The 18,601-nt window shown below is 45.0% G+C and carries 17 protein-coding genes and 1 pseudogene; 8 read left to right on the top strand and 10 right to left on the bottom strand.

The genetic code is table 11. The annotated features are described in order from the left end of the window. The first annotated feature begins 116 nt into the window (after nt 1–116). Both J2Z28_RS01370 and J2Z28_RS01375 read left to right on the top strand, forming a co-directional pair. The gene (locus J2Z28_RS01370) at nt 117–785 is read left to right on the top strand and encodes an HAD family hydrolase (protein WP_047843848.1); all 669 of its coding nucleotides are present in this window, start codon (nt 117–119) and stop codon (nt 783–785) included. A gap of 47 nt (nt 786–832) precedes the next feature. Next, complete coding sequence (locus J2Z28_RS01375) at nt 833–2,005, top strand: mannitol-1-phosphate 5-dehydrogenase (protein WP_211080877.1); 1,173 nt, start codon at nt 833–835, stop codon at nt 2,003–2,005. Between the two features lie 211 nt (nt 2,006–2,216). On the opposite strand, the gene J2Z28_RS01380 is transcribed toward J2Z28_RS01375, so the two are convergent. The 3 genes from J2Z28_RS01380 to J2Z28_RS01390 all read right to left on the bottom strand — a co-directional run bounded on the left by J2Z28_RS01380 (nt 2,217) and on the right by J2Z28_RS01390 (nt 4,843). Then, on the bottom strand, nt 2,217–3,107 hold the full coding sequence (locus J2Z28_RS01380; RefSeq protein WP_211080878.1) for a hypothetical protein: 891 nt from the start codon (nt 3,105–3,107) through the stop codon (nt 2,217–2,219). Nucleotides 3,108–3,249: 142 nt separating this feature from the next. Beyond that, nucleotides 3,250–3,903 carry a YkyA family protein gene (locus J2Z28_RS01385; RefSeq protein WP_211080879.1) on the bottom strand — a complete coding sequence of 218 codons (654 nt, stop codon included), beginning with the start codon at nt 3,901–3,903 and terminating at the stop codon, nt 3,250–3,252. Between the two features lie 37 nt (nt 3,904–3,940). Continuing rightward, entirely contained in the window at nt 3,941–4,843 is a 903-nt protein-coding gene (locus tag J2Z28_RS01390) for a polysaccharide deacetylase family protein (protein ID WP_235193735.1), read from the bottom strand. Between the two features lie 228 nt (nt 4,844–5,071). On the opposite strand from J2Z28_RS01390, the gene J2Z28_RS01395 reads away from it, so the two are divergent. Next, entirely contained in the window at nt 5,072–6,016 is a 945-nt protein-coding gene (locus J2Z28_RS01395; protein ID WP_211080880.1) for a DMT family transporter, read from the top strand. A 63-nt stretch (nt 6,017–6,079) separates the two neighbouring features. Next, a complete protein-coding gene (locus J2Z28_RS01400; protein WP_211080881.1) occupies nt 6,080–6,934 on the top strand; it encodes a sulfurtransferase in 855 nt (284 codons plus the stop codon). Nucleotides 6,935–7,072: 138 nt separating this feature from the next. Here J2Z28_RS01400 and J2Z28_RS01405 read toward each other — a convergent pair whose 3' ends face one another. Further along, nucleotides 7,073–8,629, bottom strand: coding sequence for an acetamidase/formamidase family protein (locus J2Z28_RS01405; RefSeq protein WP_211080882.1), 1,557 nt, complete (start codon nt 8,627–8,629; stop codon nt 7,073–7,075). Nucleotides 8,630–8,926: 297 nt separating this feature from the next. Here J2Z28_RS01405 and J2Z28_RS30995 point away from each other — a divergent pair. Then, nucleotides 8,927–9,067: pseudogene (locus J2Z28_RS30995) on the top strand (sulfurtransferase); the annotation flags it as partial. A 61-nt stretch (nt 9,068–9,128) separates the two neighbouring features. Here the strand turns inward: J2Z28_RS30995 and J2Z28_RS01410 are convergent. After that, nucleotides 9,129–9,716: an imm11 family protein gene (locus tag J2Z28_RS01410; RefSeq protein ID WP_211080883.1), complete on the bottom strand. Its 588-nt coding sequence runs from the start codon at nt 9,714–9,716 to the stop codon at nt 9,129–9,131. A gap of 68 nt (nt 9,717–9,784) precedes the next feature. Continuing rightward, nucleotides 9,785–11,572: an AraC family transcriptional regulator gene (locus J2Z28_RS01415; RefSeq protein WP_244988031.1), complete on the bottom strand. Its 1,788-nt coding sequence runs from the start codon at nt 11,570–11,572 to the stop codon at nt 9,785–9,787. A 404-nt stretch (nt 11,573–11,976) separates the two neighbouring features. Between J2Z28_RS01415 and J2Z28_RS01420 the strand changes: the two genes are divergently transcribed. Continuing rightward, nucleotides 11,977–12,948: a phosphotransferase gene (locus J2Z28_RS01420; protein WP_211080884.1), complete on the top strand. Its 972-nt coding sequence runs from the start codon at nt 11,977–11,979 to the stop codon at nt 12,946–12,948. Between the two features lie 32 nt (nt 12,949–12,980). After that, nucleotides 12,981–13,775 (top strand): ankyrin repeat domain-containing protein, encoded by a 795-nt coding sequence (locus J2Z28_RS01425; protein WP_244988032.1) that lies wholly within the window; start codon nt 12,981–12,983, stop codon nt 13,773–13,775. Between the two features lie 158 nt (nt 13,776–13,933). On the opposite strand, the gene J2Z28_RS01430 is transcribed toward J2Z28_RS01425, so the two are convergent. Then, nucleotides 13,934–14,971, bottom strand: coding sequence for an NAD(P)/FAD-dependent oxidoreductase (locus J2Z28_RS01430; RefSeq protein ID WP_211080886.1), 1,038 nt, complete (start codon nt 14,969–14,971; stop codon nt 13,934–13,936). 21 nt (nt 14,972–14,992) lie between these two features. After that, on the bottom strand, nt 14,993–15,379 hold the full coding sequence (locus tag J2Z28_RS01435) for a winged helix-turn-helix transcriptional regulator (protein ID WP_100529012.1): 387 nt from the start codon (nt 15,377–15,379) through the stop codon (nt 14,993–14,995). A 140-nt stretch (nt 15,380–15,519) separates the two neighbouring features. On the opposite strand from J2Z28_RS01435, the gene J2Z28_RS31000 reads away from it, so the two are divergent. Further along, a complete protein-coding gene (locus tag J2Z28_RS31000; protein WP_244988033.1) occupies nt 15,520–16,071 on the top strand; it encodes a DoxX family protein in 552 nt (183 codons plus the stop codon). Nucleotides 16,072–16,275: 204 nt separating this feature from the next. Here J2Z28_RS31000 and J2Z28_RS01445 read toward each other — a convergent pair whose 3' ends face one another. Both J2Z28_RS01445 and J2Z28_RS01450 read right to left on the bottom strand, forming a co-directional pair. After that, on the bottom strand, nt 16,276–17,781 hold the full coding sequence (locus tag J2Z28_RS01445; protein ID WP_211080887.1) for an exosporium glycoprotein BclB-related protein: 1,506 nt from the start codon (nt 17,779–17,781) through the stop codon (nt 16,276–16,278). 33 nt (nt 17,782–17,814) lie between these two features. Beyond that, the gene (locus J2Z28_RS01450; RefSeq protein ID WP_211080888.1) at nt 17,815–18,174 is read right to left on the bottom strand and encodes a hypothetical protein; all 360 of its coding nucleotides are present in this window, start codon (nt 18,172–18,174) and stop codon (nt 17,815–17,817) included. Nucleotides 18,175–18,601: the final 427 nt, after the last annotated feature.

Below are 18,601 nucleotides of genomic sequence, written 5' to 3' on the forward strand. Positions count from 1 at the left end.
TTTTCGGTGTATTGCGTCAACTAATATCCCGCAGGTTAATGAATACAGGGAATGAATTTGCAGAAAATTTTCACTTTTTATCCCCAAACTAATTCTGAAACAGGAGGAACAAATTTATGATTAAGGCACTGGTGTTTGATTTCGACGGAACGATTATTGATACAGAGACAGCATGGTATATTGCTTTTCGTGATGCTTACAAGGAACACGGCGTAGATTTAACCCTGGAGATGTATTCACAATGCATCGGTACCAGTCTGAAAACATTTAATCCATATGAGTACCTCATCACAGATTTGAATCTTCCGATCGATCGGGAAGCGTTCAGGGAATCCGTTCAGTTGCAGCACGCTGCATTGATGAACAAAGAAAAGGTGCGTCCTGGTATTCAGGAATATCTTGAACAAGCACGTGAAGCCGGGCTGAAACTGGCTGTAGCATCCAGCTCAAAACGTGAGTGGGTTGAACAACATCTGGAACAACTGAAACTAAAAGATTATTTTGAAGTCATTCGTACGGCAGATGATGTTGCAAATGTGAAGCCTGACCCGGAACTCTATACTCAAGCGCTTGAAGCCCTTGGAGTAACTGCAGACGAAGCCGTAGCGATTGAGGATTCACCTAACGGCGCGCGTGCAGCTGCTGCGGCTGGTATGCACTGCGTAGTCATCTCGAATACCATCACAGGAACACTGGAATTCGATATGCCTCACCAACGGCTGTCTTGCTTGACTGACCTTACATTTAACGATTTGATTTCGAAGCCACTCGTCACTACCGTCTAAGGTCTGCACGAATTTCGCGATTTAATCCTTAAAGGGGGAGTCCACACATGAAAGCTGTACATTTTGGTGCGGGCAATATAGGCCGCGGTTTTATCGGTCATATGTTGTCCGCTTCCGACTACGAAGTCTGCTTTGTCGCACGTAACCCGAAGAAAATCTCCATGCTTCAAGAGAGACAGGAATATCCGATTACCCTTGCCAATAGAGATCAGGATACAACGATTGTCAACAACGTGACGGCTATCAATGTGAGTGAGCAGAATCTCGTTGCTGAAGAGATCGCTTCAGCCGATCTGATCACAACCGCGGTGGGGGTATCTGCACTCGGAGATATCGCCGAACCGATCGCCAAAGGCATTCAACTTCGCATGAAAAACAATAATCAGGCTCCACTGCATATTATCGCTTGCGAAAATGCCATCGGTGGTAGCACCAGGCTGAAGAAACGCATTTATCCATTTTTAGATGAACAAACTCGCAAAAAAGCCGAACGTTATGTTTCTTTCCCCAACGCAGCTGTGGACCGGATTGTTCCGGCTCAAAACCACAAAGACCCGCTGCAGGTCACTGTTGAACCTTTTTACGAATGGGTCGTTCATCGTCCAGCACTTCTGGATGGTTTTAAGAAAATAGATGGCGTCCACTATGTGGATTCGCTTGAACCTTACATTGAACGTAAAATGTTTACGGTAAATACAGGTCATTGTGTCGCTGCATACTTCGGCTATCTCGAAGGATTCAAGACGATCCGCCAGGTGATGAGTAATTCTACCCTGCGGGCCAAGGTGCGTCATGTTATGGAAGAGACCGGTCAGATGCTCATCCAGAAGCACGGATTCAACGCTCAGAAGCATAACAAATATATCGATACCATACTGGAACGCTTCGCCAATCCCAACCTGACGGATCAGGTTACCCGGGTCGGACGTTCCCCCCTTCGCAAGCTTTCACCTCATGATCGGCTTGTTCGCCCAGCGATGCAAGCCAGTGAATTCGGAATTGAAATTCCTCATTTAACTTCTGCTATGGCGGCCGCAATGCTGTTTAATGACAAGCGCGACGAGGAAGCCATGAAACTACAACACATGATTCGCGAAGATGGCGTCTCCGCCTTCATCCGTGAGCGCATGGGAATTCCCGACGAACATCCCGTTCATCAGAATGTAATCGCCCGTTATCAGGAACTCAGAGGACGCAAGGAATCGACCATACTAACCTGAGTAACGGATCAGGGCATGGGTTTGATCCTGCAAACTGAATAGAAGCACGGCCAAGAAGCCGGGAGGAACCTATGCAGCAGCATCGCTCCTTCCGGCTATTTGTCTATGCACGGCGTGGCACGGCACATCTATCTATATTGTAGTAACGTTAATAAAACAGCGTATCTCCTCTCTCAAGGAAACACGCTGTTTAGGGAATCTTTTTAATTTTCTACTCATTCATAATGGAATTGAGGGATGCATATGCCATGGGCAGGAAACCTTCCGAAGGTTCACCAATAGGTGCTTGGATGTGGAAAATGAAACCATTGCCGTCCAGTTCTTTCACGATAAAGTACTCTGTTTTCTTATCATTCTGGGACATCATGTATAATTTTGCATCCTTCATCGAGCCGTTGCTGAGTTGTTCAGCCGTTAATTGCTTCACTTCTCCGGTCTCGGACAACTCTTCCTTGGCATCCATCTTCAGCGCATCCAGATTGTAATTCGCCGGCAGCTTCTCAATCTCTACCTCATAATCCGGATCAATCTTCATTGTTAATTCATGGTCTTCGGCGTCAAAAGCCATCGGTTCAAACACATAAAGTGAATAACCTTTCGCTTGTGCCAGTTTCACTGGGCGTTTCTCGGTCATTCCTTCTACCGTCACTTCCAGCTCTGATGTCTTCGGACGATCGGACGTTACTGTACCGCCTGCATTGGAACCGTTATTGTCATCACTCGATTCAATCTTTGCAATCTCTGTAAGTACCAACTGTTTCGTTGTTGCATCAATCGTTTTCTCTACATATTTGAAACGAACGGAATCTTCGTCATCGATATCATCCAGAGACTTCTGCAGATCTTCGCTCACCTGGAATGACATCGGCTTCTCATTCACTCGAATCTCAACGGTATGCGGATCAGCCCATCCAGTCAGAATACCTTCTGCTTCTATTGCAGCACTTTCATTTGGTTGTTGCTCCAGTGCTGGTGACTGTTCTTCCGTATTATTCACTGTTGGCTGTGCAGCAGGATTACTGTTCCCACAAGCCACAAGCGAGAATCCCATAAGTAAAACCAGGAGTGATGCACTGACTTTCATTGTATTTCCTTTTCGCATATGAACACCTCCGTTAGCTTATACGCAATGATGCTTGTCCATGTTGCTTCTCATCCATTGGCTTGGCTGTATACTAGTACTTACACGGGAGACAGGCAGCTCAATCATGCAAAATGTCTGAATGGTTGCTCAGATCCTCTGCTCAGCTGGCCTGATCCATCTGTACCAGTTTGGCATTGGCACCGTTAAATGCTTTGGTCTGGAGGTTAAATTGCTTTCGGAATTCAGCAAGCTTCGCATATTCGCTATTCCGTACCCGAATGGCTCGCTTAATCTTAACAAGATTAGGTTCTGCACTTTCTCTCATCAGATCATACAACTGCTCATCGGCACTCAGACTCAACTGATACGAAGCAACAAAATTTTCCAATGCACGTGCTCTTGCTTCATATTGATCCAGCACCTTTTCAGCCTGTGCCAACGTTTCTTCTTTTTCAAATGATAGTTCCTTAAGGGAACTGCGCAGAGCCACCGTCTTCTCGTTGGTCAGTTTCATGGCCTCTTCCGCCTGCTTCAACAACGTTCTTCGTTCATGAATATGACCTGCTGCCTGATCCAATAGTGCTTCGAGATCACTATTTTTGTTCTTGCCTTTGTCCAAAATAGACTTGTATAACTTCATATCTTCCTGCTCATGACTGGCCAGCGTCTTCAAACTCTGATCGATCTCCTGACCGCTGAGCACCAATTGGTTTATCTGATTTGCCGCAGGCTCCTGCGGATCTCCACAACCACTCGCCAGCAGAATTAGCAATACACTGACTGCCGCAAGCGCCACTTTTTTACTCGTTAGCACCCAAGTCCTTCCTCTCTTGCATCATCTTGTTGTTATATTACAAGCGGGTATCTCCGCTAAAATTGGCTACCCAGTGTGCATCCGGATCGTATACTTCGAACTCGTAACCCCGATCTTCGAGTAACTTCAGAATGCGTGGTAAAGCCTGAACCGTCTGCTCCCGCTCATGCATCAGAATCACTTCCTTATCACGATGTACACTTTTGCTCACCCGGGCCACAATCTTGTCCGGCTGACCGGGAAGATTCCAATCGAGTGAATCTGTCGTCCAGTCCCACATTTTGAATCCAGCCGCCGCAATGTCACCTCTGAACTTTTCACCGATCTGTGGACTGCTGCCATAAGGTGCACGAATCAGATGAGGTGTAAAACCAATCAGGTCTTGCACCATCTTCTGCTCTTTCTTGAACTCTTTCACAAAGTTCGCAGAGCTGCCACTCTTATACAGCTTTTTATAGTTATGCGTCATGCTGTGAAGCCCAGGATAACTGCCTTCCTTCAACAGCCGTTTCACTGCTTCCGGATGCTGATTCAACTGACGTCCGATCATGAAAAAGGTAGCTTTCGCCTCATGCTGCTTCAATATATCCAGCAGTTGTTCTGTATATTCAGTTGGCCCATCATCAAACGTTATGTAAGCCAATTTGCGAACCTGGCCCTGGAACCGTGCCGGCTCCTCCTTCGCATCAGGAGTAACTTGTATCATGCCAAGCTTGGCCGGCTGTTCGATTACAGTAATCGGAGGCGGCGCCACAACGCTTTTGATCCAATGCGTCATGCCAAAGAATACATATGTAATACCGGTAACGAACAGAACCAGGAGCATTAGAGCTATGATTACCCTTCCATACCGGATTTTTCTTCGTTTATGTGTTTTCGTGCGACTTGTGCTAGGCGGAATACTGCCACGTTCTCCCGCTCTCTCTTGTTGAACTCTCACTGTCATGCCACTTCCTTACTTTCATTTTTTCCCGATTATTGGTATATTATCTCGTTTCATGTCTCTATATAGAAGATTAATAGAAAAATGGATCGGGAGAATGACAGAATAGTTACAAGCCCGGTTACAATCTACTTATCTCTTCGTTCACTTTATCTTTCCTGCGGTTGTCTTCTCCTGTATAATGAAGTGATTTACGCTATCAGACTTCAAGAAGGAGCTACACCCATGACAAGCTTGAACCGTGCCGGCAGATCCATCTATCTGTTATTCTTTGTCGGCATTATTGCCATTTCTTTCTCTTCGATCTTTGTACGCTGGTCTACCGCAGATGTTGCGGTCATTGCCATGTACCGTCTTTTTCTCACCAACCTGCTAATGCTTCCGTTTGTCTGGAAATACAGACATGAGATGATGCGTCTAAGCTTACGGCAGTGGGGCTTGCTGCTTGCATCCGGTGTGATGCTGGCCCTTCATTTTCTGCTCTGGATGGGTTCGCTACGGCTCACCAGTGTTGCCAGTTCCACAGTTATTCTCGCGCTGGAGCCTATACTGATTCTTGCCGGTTCGGTATGGCTGTTCAAAGCCAAAATTAACCGCATGATGATCATCGGCATGGGCATCGCCCTGCTTGGATCAATCGTCATTGGCGCAGGAGATTTCCAGTTGGCAGGTACTGCCCTGCAAGGTGATGTCCTGTCTTTACTTGGCACAATCGCAGTCGCCGTTCATATGCTGCTGGGTCAATTTTTGCGAGCGGGACTTAGTGCATTTTCGTATAACTTCTGGGTGTTCTTCGTGGCTGCTTGCACGCTGGCGGTATATAATCTGATCATGGGCCATCCGTTCGGAGGTTACGCTGCATCAGAGTGGGGAATCTTCCTGCTGCTCGCCATTGTGCCAACGATCTTTGGACATTATCTCTTCAACTGGCTGCTTCAATATATGAATGCCACAACGGTATCCATGGGCGTACTTGGGGAACCCGTATTCTCTTCATTACTGGCCTGGATGCTGCTCGGCGAATCCCTCAGTGCATTACAGATGTCTGCCGGGGTCGTCATCATATTCGGGGTATGGATTTTCATTCGATATGGCAAAACCAAACCTCAGATTGCTTCAACAGAAGCTTCTGTTGCGGGAAAAGGGCCTATTGAACCTACAACGGTATAACGTATTTTTTCGTAAATCATAGTAATAAACGACTCTACCACTCTCATAAGGCGGTGTATTTTGATGAAAAATATTGTATCCATGCGCTGGCTGCTCGCCAGAATGTATGAACCGGATGTCGTCATTGCAGATTGCCGATTCTTGCTCGGTCAGCCGGAGGCTGGAAGACAAGCCTATGAAGCTGGACATATTCCAGGAGCTGTCTATCTCGATTTGGAAAAAGATCTTTCTTCTCCTGTGTCTGCGCACGGAGGACGTCACCCGCTTCCTGATCCGGCTGTGCTCGCAAGTCGTCTCTCCAAAGCTGGCATCGGCTCCAATAGTCGTATTGTTGCTTATGACGATCAAGGCGGAATGAATGCATCTCGGCTATGGTGGCTGCTTCGCTATATCGGTCATGAACAGGTGTATATCATGGACGAAGGTTTCTCTGCTTGGCAAAACGCCAAGTTCCCGGTGACCGTGGATGAGCCAGTTCAGATCCCGTCTTCCTTTGAGGTGAATGTGCAGCCAGCCATGCTGGCAAGTGTTGATGATGTTCAGCAGGCATCGGCAAGTGACAGTGCCGTACTAATTGACTCCCGTGATGCTCGCCGTTATGCGGGTCTGGAGGAACCGATTGATGCCAAGGCCGGACATATTCCGGGTGCGGTGAATTATTTTTGGAAAGATGTGTTGGATTGGGATGGACGTTGGACAGATACTGGGGTGTTAGAAGAGCGTTTCAGTAAGCTGGACAAGGATGGTGCAATTATCGTGTATTGCGGTTCTGGCGTCTCGGCCTGCCCTAACGTGATTGCGCTGGAAGAAGCGGGTTTCTCGAATGTGAAGTTGTATTCTGGAAGCTGGAGCGACTGGATTAGCTATGAGGGGAATCCGGTGGCTACAGGTAATTCGGAAGCGGACAAAGACGTATAGCAGCGTATTGATGTTGAATACATCGCTAGGTGGCTTATCTGCCCCGGCGATGTATTTTTCTATGTTCGGAGTCATTCATGATGACAGAAAAACCGTGATGGACATCTGTCCACCACGGTTGAATAATGAAATCTATTATTACTTTTTACTTAACGATACATTAGCTGTTAACGTCTTGTCGATCGTCGTCCAGTTGACATAAGCACCTAGTATTTCATTAATAACAGAAACCGGAACTACGGTTTCGCCATTTAAAAGCTTAGGTACGTTACTATTGAACACTAGTTTATCGTTAATTGAATACACATCTGAACCAATTTGAGCACTTATATTTTTCGTACCTAATTTGATTTGCGTTGTACGCGTCTTATTATCCCACACTACTGTACCGCCCAATAACTCCGAAATTGTTCGAATCGGTACGTAGAATTCATTGTTATGAACAACCGGTTTGATTAACGTACCACCTACGTTCATTGCAACGTCAACATGTTCAAGGAAATCGGTTTTTCGAATGAGTCCATGAACCCCTTTCGTTCGGTCTACGACCTGAGATACTTCATAATCCGTTGCGGCCGATAGGTACGCATATGCTACACTTCTATCCATATCAAGCTTATCGGATAAGAATTGAATCGATTCACGTACTGATTCTTTCATGGCTTCATCCAAATCAGGGTCCAGTCCAATTGGAATCCAATAATCCTCTGTTTCAGCAAAGGGTTGCGTAAATTCTCCACTGTGTGGTAGTGATGGATCACCTTTCTTTAACACCGTTAAACGAACTGTCCCCCTTAAGGAAGCTTCCAATGCAGTTAACGCTACTTCCCCATCTCCTTGAGCAAAGTGTGGATCTCCAGTATAGAATAGCCCGCCTTTAACTTGAATCGGATAATAAATAGTTGCACCAACACCCAACTCATTAATATCCATATTCCCTCCTGTTTCAATAGGTGGGATAGAACTTACAACTTCACTGGTATTTGGTGCAACCCCCATAACACCTAGAAACGGGTTAATTGGGAAACGTACATTTTTGCCAGCTTTTGTTGGTAATACTCCATACCAATTGCCGTTGATTTCTTCAATAGGCGTAAATATAGATACATTATTATATAATTCCGGTTTTGTTGCGCTAGCTCCCTCTTGTGGGCCTGTATTTTCTGGAAATTCGTTAGGAAGGGCCCCTTTACCATGGCGGTTAGAAATGACACCATATGGAACTCGAGTTTGCAACGAAAGGACTTCTACTTTAAGAACATCTCCTGGCTCTGCTCCCTCAACCGCTACTGGCCCAGTGATAATATGAGGTCCGTCTTTTACATAATCATGCTTAATCTCAGAAGCCGCAATCACCTTCGCATCATCCAATACTCCATCGGGTGAGATCCCGAATTTGCCGAAGTATTCCACTGGATTTCTCCCTTGATCCTCTATCAGTCCCTCATGCGATACCGTATCAAATGTTACAGCACTTCCTGATGGTACAGTAAGAATCGGAGAGCTTTCTCGATTAGGCAGTGATCCCCAGCGAATGTTCTCAATCGCAGACGTTACATAATAATCACCTTCTACCTTATCGATGGTTGTTGGTTGCAGTGGCATACTAAAGCCCACTGAAGGTAGAGCAAATGTAAACATACTTATAATCCCTACTGAAACTCCAAATTTCCTAATCGTTCGGTTAATAAACATTATGTTCCCCCTCTATCCTATGTAATATTTTCTAACACAAATAAACACTAACATATAAATAAATTTACAACAATATTTTTTTGTTAACAAAAATAACATAAATGAACTACATTCCAAGAATAAACTTATAAATATAAATAACATGTAAATATACTTACCACAACTAGGTCATGTAAAACTTAAATACATTTAGTAAACTTAAGGAACCTTCTTCAGAGATTTGAACAAACGAAATTAAGTTACAGGAAAACTATGTATGTCTTTGATTTTTATGAACCCGCCCCAGGAATACTACTGCACTCCGGTTCAGGCTTAATCACCTGTCCACACGTGATTGCACTGGAAGAAGCGGGATACTCAAATGTGAAGTTGTAATCCGGAAGTTGGAGTTACTGGATTAGTTATGAGGGGAATCCGGTGGCTATCGGGGAAAAATAAAGACTAAGAGCCCACGTCAAACGTGGGCTTCTTTGTGTTTTCATTATATTCATGTATTATTTTAGATGCTTACATTTCCGACCTCTGTAACGTTCAGATTCAGCCTATGTTTTCGGCATACTTCGTAAAAATCTTTTGAAACAATGGGTTTGAAGATATTTATATAATCCAGCATAAAAAATTCATGCTCGCCAATTCGCTCTTCATGAAGGCAGATTCGAGATACAACTTTGACGATCTTACGTGGAGGTTGTTGTACAGATGCAGCAATGACCGCTTTGCGCCCATATTCCGAACGTTCATAATCAAAAACATCCAAACGATCAAGCTGATGTGCAGTCCAATAGGTTTTTTCAACCGCACGACCGTCGTGGTAACACACCGTTGTTGGAATAAACTGTGTATTCGTTTTCGTTTCCTCCAACAGCGTTTTAAAAAGATCTGATACGTGTCTCGTTCCTGTGATCGTCTCAAAATAATCTACGTTCAGGTTGCGTACCGTAGACACTAACTCAACCTCTGCCGTTGTCCCCTCAGGAAACGGATTCTCTATCGCCAAATAATTCATATCTAATTGGGGAGTGAAGGTTGTTCCGCCACTAATAAACCCTCTACGTGGATATTGAGATTCCAGAAAATAATAGTTCAAAAGAATGATGTCTCCTTTCCAAATAAAGTGCCTTTCAATCAATTATACAGGTTAAGCGGCCCCTCCAATTACTCCGCGGTTTTAAGCAAGTTATCCACAATAAAATCAAGCTGTTTGTCTAACGAATAAATATCATTGTAGAAAAATAAACCAAAGCTCATATCAATCAGACGTCCTTCTTTGACTGCGGGGATGTTATTCCAAATTGAATTGTCTGACAGATCAACCATTCCTTCAAAGGAAGAACGGAATATATAATCACCCACATATTCAGGTAATACTTCATAAGAAACGTCCTTGCTTGTTGCATCGTTTCTTGCATTTTCAATTTCACGTTGCAAGACTTCAGGTGCTTTCATCCCTAAATATTGATAAATAATCTGCGACCCCCGGCCATAGCCCAAGCCTGTCATTACAGCCATGGAACCTTTGTTGCTTTCCATAATTGTGACGGTTTTATCCAAGATACCTGCTTGTTCAAGTTTTTCCTTGCTTTGCTCAACCTTTTTGTGAAGGTTATCTAACATCTCCTGAGCTTGTCCCTCTTTACCCAGAATTTCTCCAAGCAAATTCATACGTTCTTCTACTGGCAGGTCATAAGGAATATATACTGTAGGGGCAATCATTTTAAGTCCTTCATATATTTCTTCATTGGTAACAATAATGAGATCGGGATTAAGCGCAGTTACTGCTTCCGGGTCCGGATTAAATGCTCCTAATGAGGTGGCACCTTCCAGCTCGCTCGCAAAAGCCGCACCTTCTTCTACAGAAGAGATCCCCACAGGATTAACGCCTAAAGCAAGCAAATCACCCATTAAATACAGGACAACTACTCGTTGTGGATTAACCGGTACTTCAATATCCCCTTTTAAGGTGGTTACAGTCTTCATTTGAGATTGTGTATCTGTATGGTTAGCGTTGTTGGCCGCTACCTGATTCGTTGGCTTCTGAGAACCTTCATTGGCTGCAGGACTTCCTACCCCACCAGTTGAACAAGCGCTGAGCAATAGGGTTAAACAAAGTAATAATGTGATAGCCAAGGGTGTCTTTCTACTTCTGTACATCAATAATTCCTCCTCAAATATATGCTGATTATGATTATGATAATCATTATCAATATATAAGGAAGTTAGATCCTGTACAATGCCTAATCGTGCCACAGTCGATGGTACATTAGGACTTTCATGCTGCTTTCGATAACGAATAGGTGCAATCCCCATATATTTTTTAAATATTTTAGCAAGATAATAACCATCCGGATAACCAACAGCCTTGGCAATTTCCTGTAAAGTAGCATCTGTAGTAAGCAGCAGTTCCTTCGCTTTGTTCATTCGATTTTGAATGACAAAATCAATCGGACTACAACCAGTCTGGCGTTTGAATAGCCTTGATAAATGACGTGGACTGCTGTCCATAAGCTCTGCTAACAAGTCCATTGTAATGGGTTCAGCATAGTGTTCCTGCATATAGTATTTCATTTGCGCTACCAGATCTGGCTTTATTGTTGGCACGCGCCCATTGTGGATTTGCCATAACAACTCGTATACAAATTGATAAAATAATGACTTTACATGGAACTGTTCCAGTGCCTCTTGCTCTTCCCAAGCTGTCATCATGTATTGTACTTTGCTTAACAAGGAAACAGGCTGATCAGGTGCAAAGCCGTATTGAAGCTTGAAGGGATTACGGTGCTCCATCAAGGCCAGAATATCCTGACGCTCAGGTAGCGGGATGATGGCTTTGTAATAAATCATATAATATTCAAGGTCCTCTTCAACAGGCAAAATGTTCAGGCAACAGCCCTTCCCACCATGCAAAACATGGAATCGTGAGACCTGATGATCTTTTCCATCCAACCGTATAACAGCATTGCCACGCACCGTGTATAAGAAACAGCTCGCAGGGAATCGATAGGAGTGAAGTCCCTCCTTCCTTTGCATAGTTATATGGCGAATATCCATTATTTTAATAGATGCCTTGTTCCATAATAAAAGATTTTCATTGAAATGTAAGATGGCTTCCCAGCTCCTTAAAATCATTGGTCATATATAGTCAACAGAGAGTCAACTTGCATGCAAAATAGGGGCCGGATCACCCACTAACGTGAGTACCCGACCCCTTGCTTTGATATACATATCGATATACAGACCTTAATCAACACTTTAACAGATCGAAAAGAAACAGTCTATATTTTTGGGAAAATGTTCTATATATTTAGGTTGCTGGCCGGCAAAATACAGTTGAAACGGAGCTTAAGTCGATGATGTCCAACAACCATCTTACTCGTGAAGAATTACAGGATTATGTGCAACATGTATTTGGCGCCAGTTACCTCATAACGCAGAGCGCAAGAATACATGGAGGTGCACAAAAAGTCATTTACAAAATTGACTGCACGAATGGTTTCACTTGTATGCTGTATGTTTGGGATATTTCCAGCAACTATTTTCAAGAAGAGATCTTGAATGAACCCACTTTCCACAGTTCCTATGGCAGCGAACTTTTCTCTTTGAATACTCGCTTTCTCGCTCAACATGGAATTCGAACACCAATCTTGTATGATCTAAATAACGATAGAGACCGGCACTCTTATGATTTTGCTCTTGTTGAGTATGTGGATGGACAGAAAGCCGAAGCGTATTTCCAGCATAAAAATCACAAAGATCGGGATGAGTTGTTTCAACGGATCAGGGATATGTTGTCTAATATGCATGGAATCCAAAGAAACGTTTATGGAAACGCCAACGATAACAGCAAAAAGGCTGGGCCTTGCTACCAAGTTCAACGGTTGGATGCCGAAACAGCCTTATCCTATGCATCCAAACACATGAAAGATATAAGGAAAAATGACAAAAGGTTGCTTGAGAAACTTTGCGAATTGGAAGCAGCAATTCAACCTAGAGATCTCTATAATTTCATTCATGGAGAGTTAGGTCCGGATCATATATGGATAGATCATGCTATGCAACCATGCCTTATTGATATTGAGGGCGCAGGATTCTTCGATCTCGAACATGAGCATAGCTTTCTGGAGTTTCGATTTGGAGACTTTTATCATTACTTAAAAAATAACGATCTTGACCCGGAGCGGATGACATTTTATCGATTTTGCCATCATTTGTCCTTGATATCAGGAGGACTGAAACTGCTTCACAGACAATTCCCCGATCAACAATTCGCTAGGGGGCTCGCGGAGTATCATGCCAGATGTGTAGTTCAGATGCTTTCATGAATATGGATATAAGCCTGGAAGGAGATTTGAGCATGGAGTTTATTCACGAAGATGAAAAACTTGCAGTGAGCGTTATTCAAGCCATTCACACTGGAGATATTCCAACGTTAGAGCAACTGCTGGCAGAGAATCCGGGATTGGCAAACATAAGAATATTGGAAAGAAAGCCTGACAACGTAGATGCAGACTCCAGTATCTCTCGAACGCTGCTGCACGTGGTGACGGATTGGCCGGGGCACTTCCCTAATGGAGCGGATGCCGTGCGAGTATTGACCAAGTTCGGTGCGGAAGTGAACGCTCCTTTTGTCGGTCCAAACATCGAGACACCTTTGCATTGGGCTGCAAGCTCCAATGATGTTCAAGTGCTTGATGCCCTTCTTGATGCTGGCGCAGACATTGAAGCGCCTGGGGCGGTGATCGCCGGTGGCACGCCGCTGGATGATGCTATTGCTTTTGCACAATGGAATGCAGCACGGCGCTTGGTTGAGCGTGGCGCGATCTTTGCCCTTTGGCATGCGGCTGCCCTTGGAGATATTCACGCTATACAAGAACATTTTAAAGTAGCCAAACTCCCGGAACGTTATCCTTGGGGAACAAGCACCTCCCCTTCTCCTCCCGATGCAGTAAGCGTTGCCTTCTGGTGTGCTTGCCATGGAGGTCAAAGAGAAACAGCCGAATACTTGCTTGACCAAGGCGCCGAACTGAACTGGATAGCCAGCTGGGATGGAATGACTCCACTGGACACAGCAAAACGTAATTTTTCATCCGAACTGATCCCGTGGCTTGAAAGTCAAGGTGCCAAATCCGCTAGCGAGATTCACAGGTAGATGAATAGCTAGCATGGAATTGCCAATCGCCAGTGGCTGCGAATACAGTTATGAGGAGAATCCGGTGGCTACTGGGGAAGTGTAGAAGACTCCAACAAATATACACAACGAAAAGTACATCGCCACTTGAGCGATGTACTTTTCGTTGTGTGGTGATTCTAAAACCGTGAGAGGCGACAAGGGTCTAATTCATATCTTGATTTGCCATCAATAATTTCACTTGCAGCCAGATTCGCAATCAGCGGCGCCAGCGTAATTGCAGAATGCATTAGCGTCAGATAAAGTCCATTCATGTGATCATGGAAGCCCACAATCGGATAACCGTCTTCAGGCATGGGTCTCCATCCAACTTTTATGCTCTCCAGTTCCAGTTGATTACCGTGCTTGAGACTGCGACGCAATGTGTCGTAAGCTCGCTTACCGACTGCCTGTGGTCCGTTTGCCTCCGACTCGTCGATATAATCTTCCGCAGCCAGCAGCGTATAATCTGTCAGTTGACGCGCTTCAAATTGCGCATTGGAGATTAATGTGTGTATCAGTTTATTAGCAGTTTTCATCCGAATCAGAATCGATGGTGACGAAGTTATCGGCACGTGACAACCTAACGGGTTACAAAGTTCGGGTGTACCTGTTCCTGCGGCCAATACCATAACATCCGACTCCACAAAACCCTTGGATGTATGAACACCAACCAGACGGGAACCCTCTTGCTTCAGCTGTGTAACGTTGGTGTCGAACTGAATCTTTGCTCCGTACTCTTGCGCTTTGCTCAACAACAGCTCCGTTAGCGCTATAGGGTCCACCGCACCTTCTTCGCTGACAAACATGGCTTCATCCGGATATTCCTTCAGATTGGGCTCCAATGCCTCAAGCTGCTCCCGGTTTAATTTTTGAAAGTGTTGATCCCTTAGAGGCGGAGTGTCCCAAGTTAGCGCACCATGCCAATGAATGTTCAGTTCGGACAACTCTTGCTGAAGGGTGTGATATTCTTCCACAGATGCATCGTACAAATGCCAGTATTCAGGAGCCACTCTATGCGTCGTATGTATCCAGGCAAATGACTTTTCCGTGACTTCACGCGCCGCGGCTGAGTGCCGTTCAATAACAGTTACATCTTGATTTCGTTTGGCTAGATGATAGGCCATACACGCCCCAACAATCCCTGCACCAATAATCACAATTTTTTGTTTATTCAAAACTAACTCTCCCTTGTCACCCTATCCCCCCAAGGAATCGATTCTCCGTGGTTCGGATGGGTGTGCTCCTTTTTCGTCTTCTTCGCTGTACAGCTTCTCCATATGCTGCATATGGCCGGCTCCCCAGTCGCTCATTGTCTGGAGCACAGGTTTCATGAGCTGTCCGTACTCCGTAATCGAGTATTCGACCTTAGGCGGAATTTGAGCATATACTTCGCGATGCACAATATCGTGATACTCCAGTTCTTTTAACTGCTGGGTCAGCATTTTTTTTGAAATATCTGGAATGGCTTTTTGTAATTCGCTGAACCGCATTGTACCGTTGCTCAGCAGTCGTAGAAGAATCAAAGATTTCCATTTACCCGTAAGGATATCCAAGGCCGTTCCGAATTTGCAATATACCGTCATTCTTATTCCTCACTTTCTGACCATACCCGGGTATACTTTTGGTTACCTGGTTAGGTTTAAGTGCCTACTTCCAGATTGGGCCTTCTCACTTTAGTATAGAGGCAGATATTAAAATCGAGCAAGTGAGGGGATAAGAAAAGATGAATGTAACGTTATGGATCGTGCAAATCATATTGGCCCTAGGTTTCATATATTCAGGATGGATGAAAACCATTCGTATCGAGTCGTCAAAAAAGACCTGGGCCTGGGTCAATGATGTGCCAAAAAGTCTAGTTATTTTGATCGGAATCGCGGAGCTACTCGGAGCGCTGGGCCTTGTTTTGCCTTGGGCGCTGAACATCACTCCGGTGCTTACACCTATCGCCGCAATCGCTTTGGCTACGGTCACCCTGTTCGGGATGCTGTTTCATGTTTGGCGTAAAGAGTACCGGGAGCTCGGCGTAAATATCTTTTTTTATAGTTCTGGCATTGATCGTAGCCTTTGGAAGACTGTAAAGGAAACGGTGAAGTACAAATCCAAAAAAAACTCAAAAGTGGATGGACAGGTGATGAGAGTGGGGATTCTGTTTTTGAAGGTCCTATCTGGGATAACCTCCCTGCTGTCCAGAATAATCACGTTTATCGCGAGGAAAGCCGTGGCTTCGTGTTTAGTGACCCAATTTCGTTGGAAGCCCAACTTAAATTTGTGGTAGACACCCTAACCAAAACGGAGTGAAATTGAGTAGACCACGGTATGTACGAGGCGAGGAGCAATCCTCGTCTTTTTATGTTTTTGTATAGTCCTTATCTTTCATTTGAAGAGAGTTTGAAAACAAAAGCACACACATAAACAGGGACCTCTCACCATGAACGCAAGGGGCCCCTGTTTATGAACTTGTGATATAGCTGATTTTCCGTTAAGTGATGGTAAGGCCGCCGCTTGCATATCCGGCTACGGTTGTAGCCACATCAATTCCGGCTGTTACTGATGCTGAGAACACCATAAGCAGGCGGTCACCGGCAGATACCGGAATACTCAGTCCTGTAGTCACCCCGCTGGATATTGTGCCCAGTGCCAAAATGCCGGTCAGTGGAGGAGCTAAGGTTACCAATGCACCCGGTACAGCTGTAAAGGAGTTATTAGGTGTAGTGGATCGGAATAATTGTGCAGTTAAGGTTACTGTAGATCCAACCAAACTAAGTCCGGCTGTCGTGCTGAAATAAGCTGCCAGTGAAGTAATCGTTCCTGCACGCGATGCCGAGAAAGCAAAGTTAAGCAATGTGCCTGCAGCGCCTGTGAGATCAATAATTCCTCCGCTAACACTTACTCCGGTAGCACTGTTGCCAAAACCAACTAAACTGGAAGTATTCAAAAGTCCACCCAAAACTGTAGTCAAGACAACGGGAAGTCCTGATGCATAAGGAATAATTGTTCCAGAACCTGTTGCACCCGTAGCCCCGGTTGTGCCTGGTGCGCCTGGTGCTCCCGTTACTCCGGTTGTCCCTGCTGTGCCTGTCGCTCCTGTTACACCCGTTGTACCTGATACGCCTGTCGCTCCGGTTACACCCGTTGTACCTGCTGTGCCTGTTGCTCCCGTTACTCCAGTTGTCCCTGCTGTGCCTGTCGCTCCCGTTACTCCAGTTGTCCCTGCTGTGCCTGTCGCTCCCGTTACTCCAGTTGTCCCTGCTGTGCCTGTTGCTCCCGTTACTCCCGTTGTACCTGCTGTGCCTGTCGCTCCTGTTACTCCCGTTGTACCTGCCGTGCCTGTCGCTCCCGTTACTCCAGTTGTCCCTGCTGTGCCTGTCGCTCCTGTTACTCCCGTTGTACCTGCCGTGCCTGTTGCTCCGGTTACACCTGTTACACCTGCTGTGCCTGTTGCTCCGGTTACACCTGTTATACCTGCTGTGCCTGTTGCTCCGGTTACACCTGTTGTACCTGCTGTGCCTGTCGCTCCTGTTGCTCCGGTTGTACCTGCTGTGCCTGTCGCTCCTGTTGCTCCGGTTGTACCTGCTGTGCCTGTCGCTCCTGTTGCTCCGGTTGCGCCTGTAGCTCCGTTGATGCTTGGGGTTTCACCCAGCAATTCGGAAGAAACCAAACGATGGGCTGTTACCAATGCGCCTGTGCTGCTCTTACCCCATACGGATACTTGCACAGGATCATTAACCGTCGCTGTTGTTGTAAAAGTAAACTCGAAGGCATCAAGATTCGCAAAATAGTTGTTGGTTACTACTTGATTGGGTGCGACGTCAAAAAACTCACTGACATACAGAACCCTCATTCCACCACTCATGTAATACCCTTGAATTTGTATGGTTGAGGTAGTCACATCACTGCGGTTATCAATTTTGACTGTAACTGTCTGAGTCGGCCTTACACCGCTAACAGCATTATTTTCTATTGGCCCTGTTGATAAAAAGCTCATCGCTACATCTCCTTTTTGAGTAGATTTTATCTTTTAGCTGTTATTAACTGTTTGTTCGTGCTCCACCACCCGGTGTGCATCAACCAATTGTCCAGAGGCTTGTTTGCCCCACACTGAAATCTCTACTTCCTCCACGCCTTCCACATCTGTTCCAAAAACAAACTCAAAAGCATCTAAATCTGCAAAATAATTTCTGGTCACTGCTTCATTAGGGGCAATACCGATTACTTCACTCACATACAGCGTTCTTGTTGTGCTTAACACATAACCCTGAATGGATACTGTTACAGAATCCACATCAGCCCGACTTACCAATCTAATAGTTACCTGTTGTGTCGGTCTAACCCCGGAAACCGGATTGTTTTCAATCGGTCCAGTTGACAAAATAGCCATTTTTCCCATCCCACCTTTTATGAACCTCTGACTCTAGCAGTATTTGGCATAAGCTCACTAGATAGTAATATTCAAACACTCAATCAACGGTGTGGACAAAACACAGGGGGCAATCCACCAATATCAATAAACAACAACCTTCTGCGCTTTTTAGCTATACAAAAACTGGAATATGTACAACATGGGGATGAAATTATGCTAGTGCAAGTTGAACAACAAGTAAGCGAGTATTTTGTTATATAACCAGGATCGATTCCAGAAAAAAACGAAATGACCGCCCCCCCGGTAGATTCCAGGGAAACGGTCACAGCTTAAGACGTCTTTTTTTCGTATCTAATTCATGGGGCGGGTAAAGCTGCTTGAAAGTGTAGTTTTATAGAATATGAGATCGTATTTTATCATCAAGCCCAATGTTAAACACATAGAA

The organism is Paenibacillus xylanexedens, from assembly GCF_017874615.1.
GTDB classification, from domain to species: Bacteria; Bacillota; Bacilli; order Paenibacillales; family Paenibacillaceae; genus Paenibacillus; species Paenibacillus xylanexedens.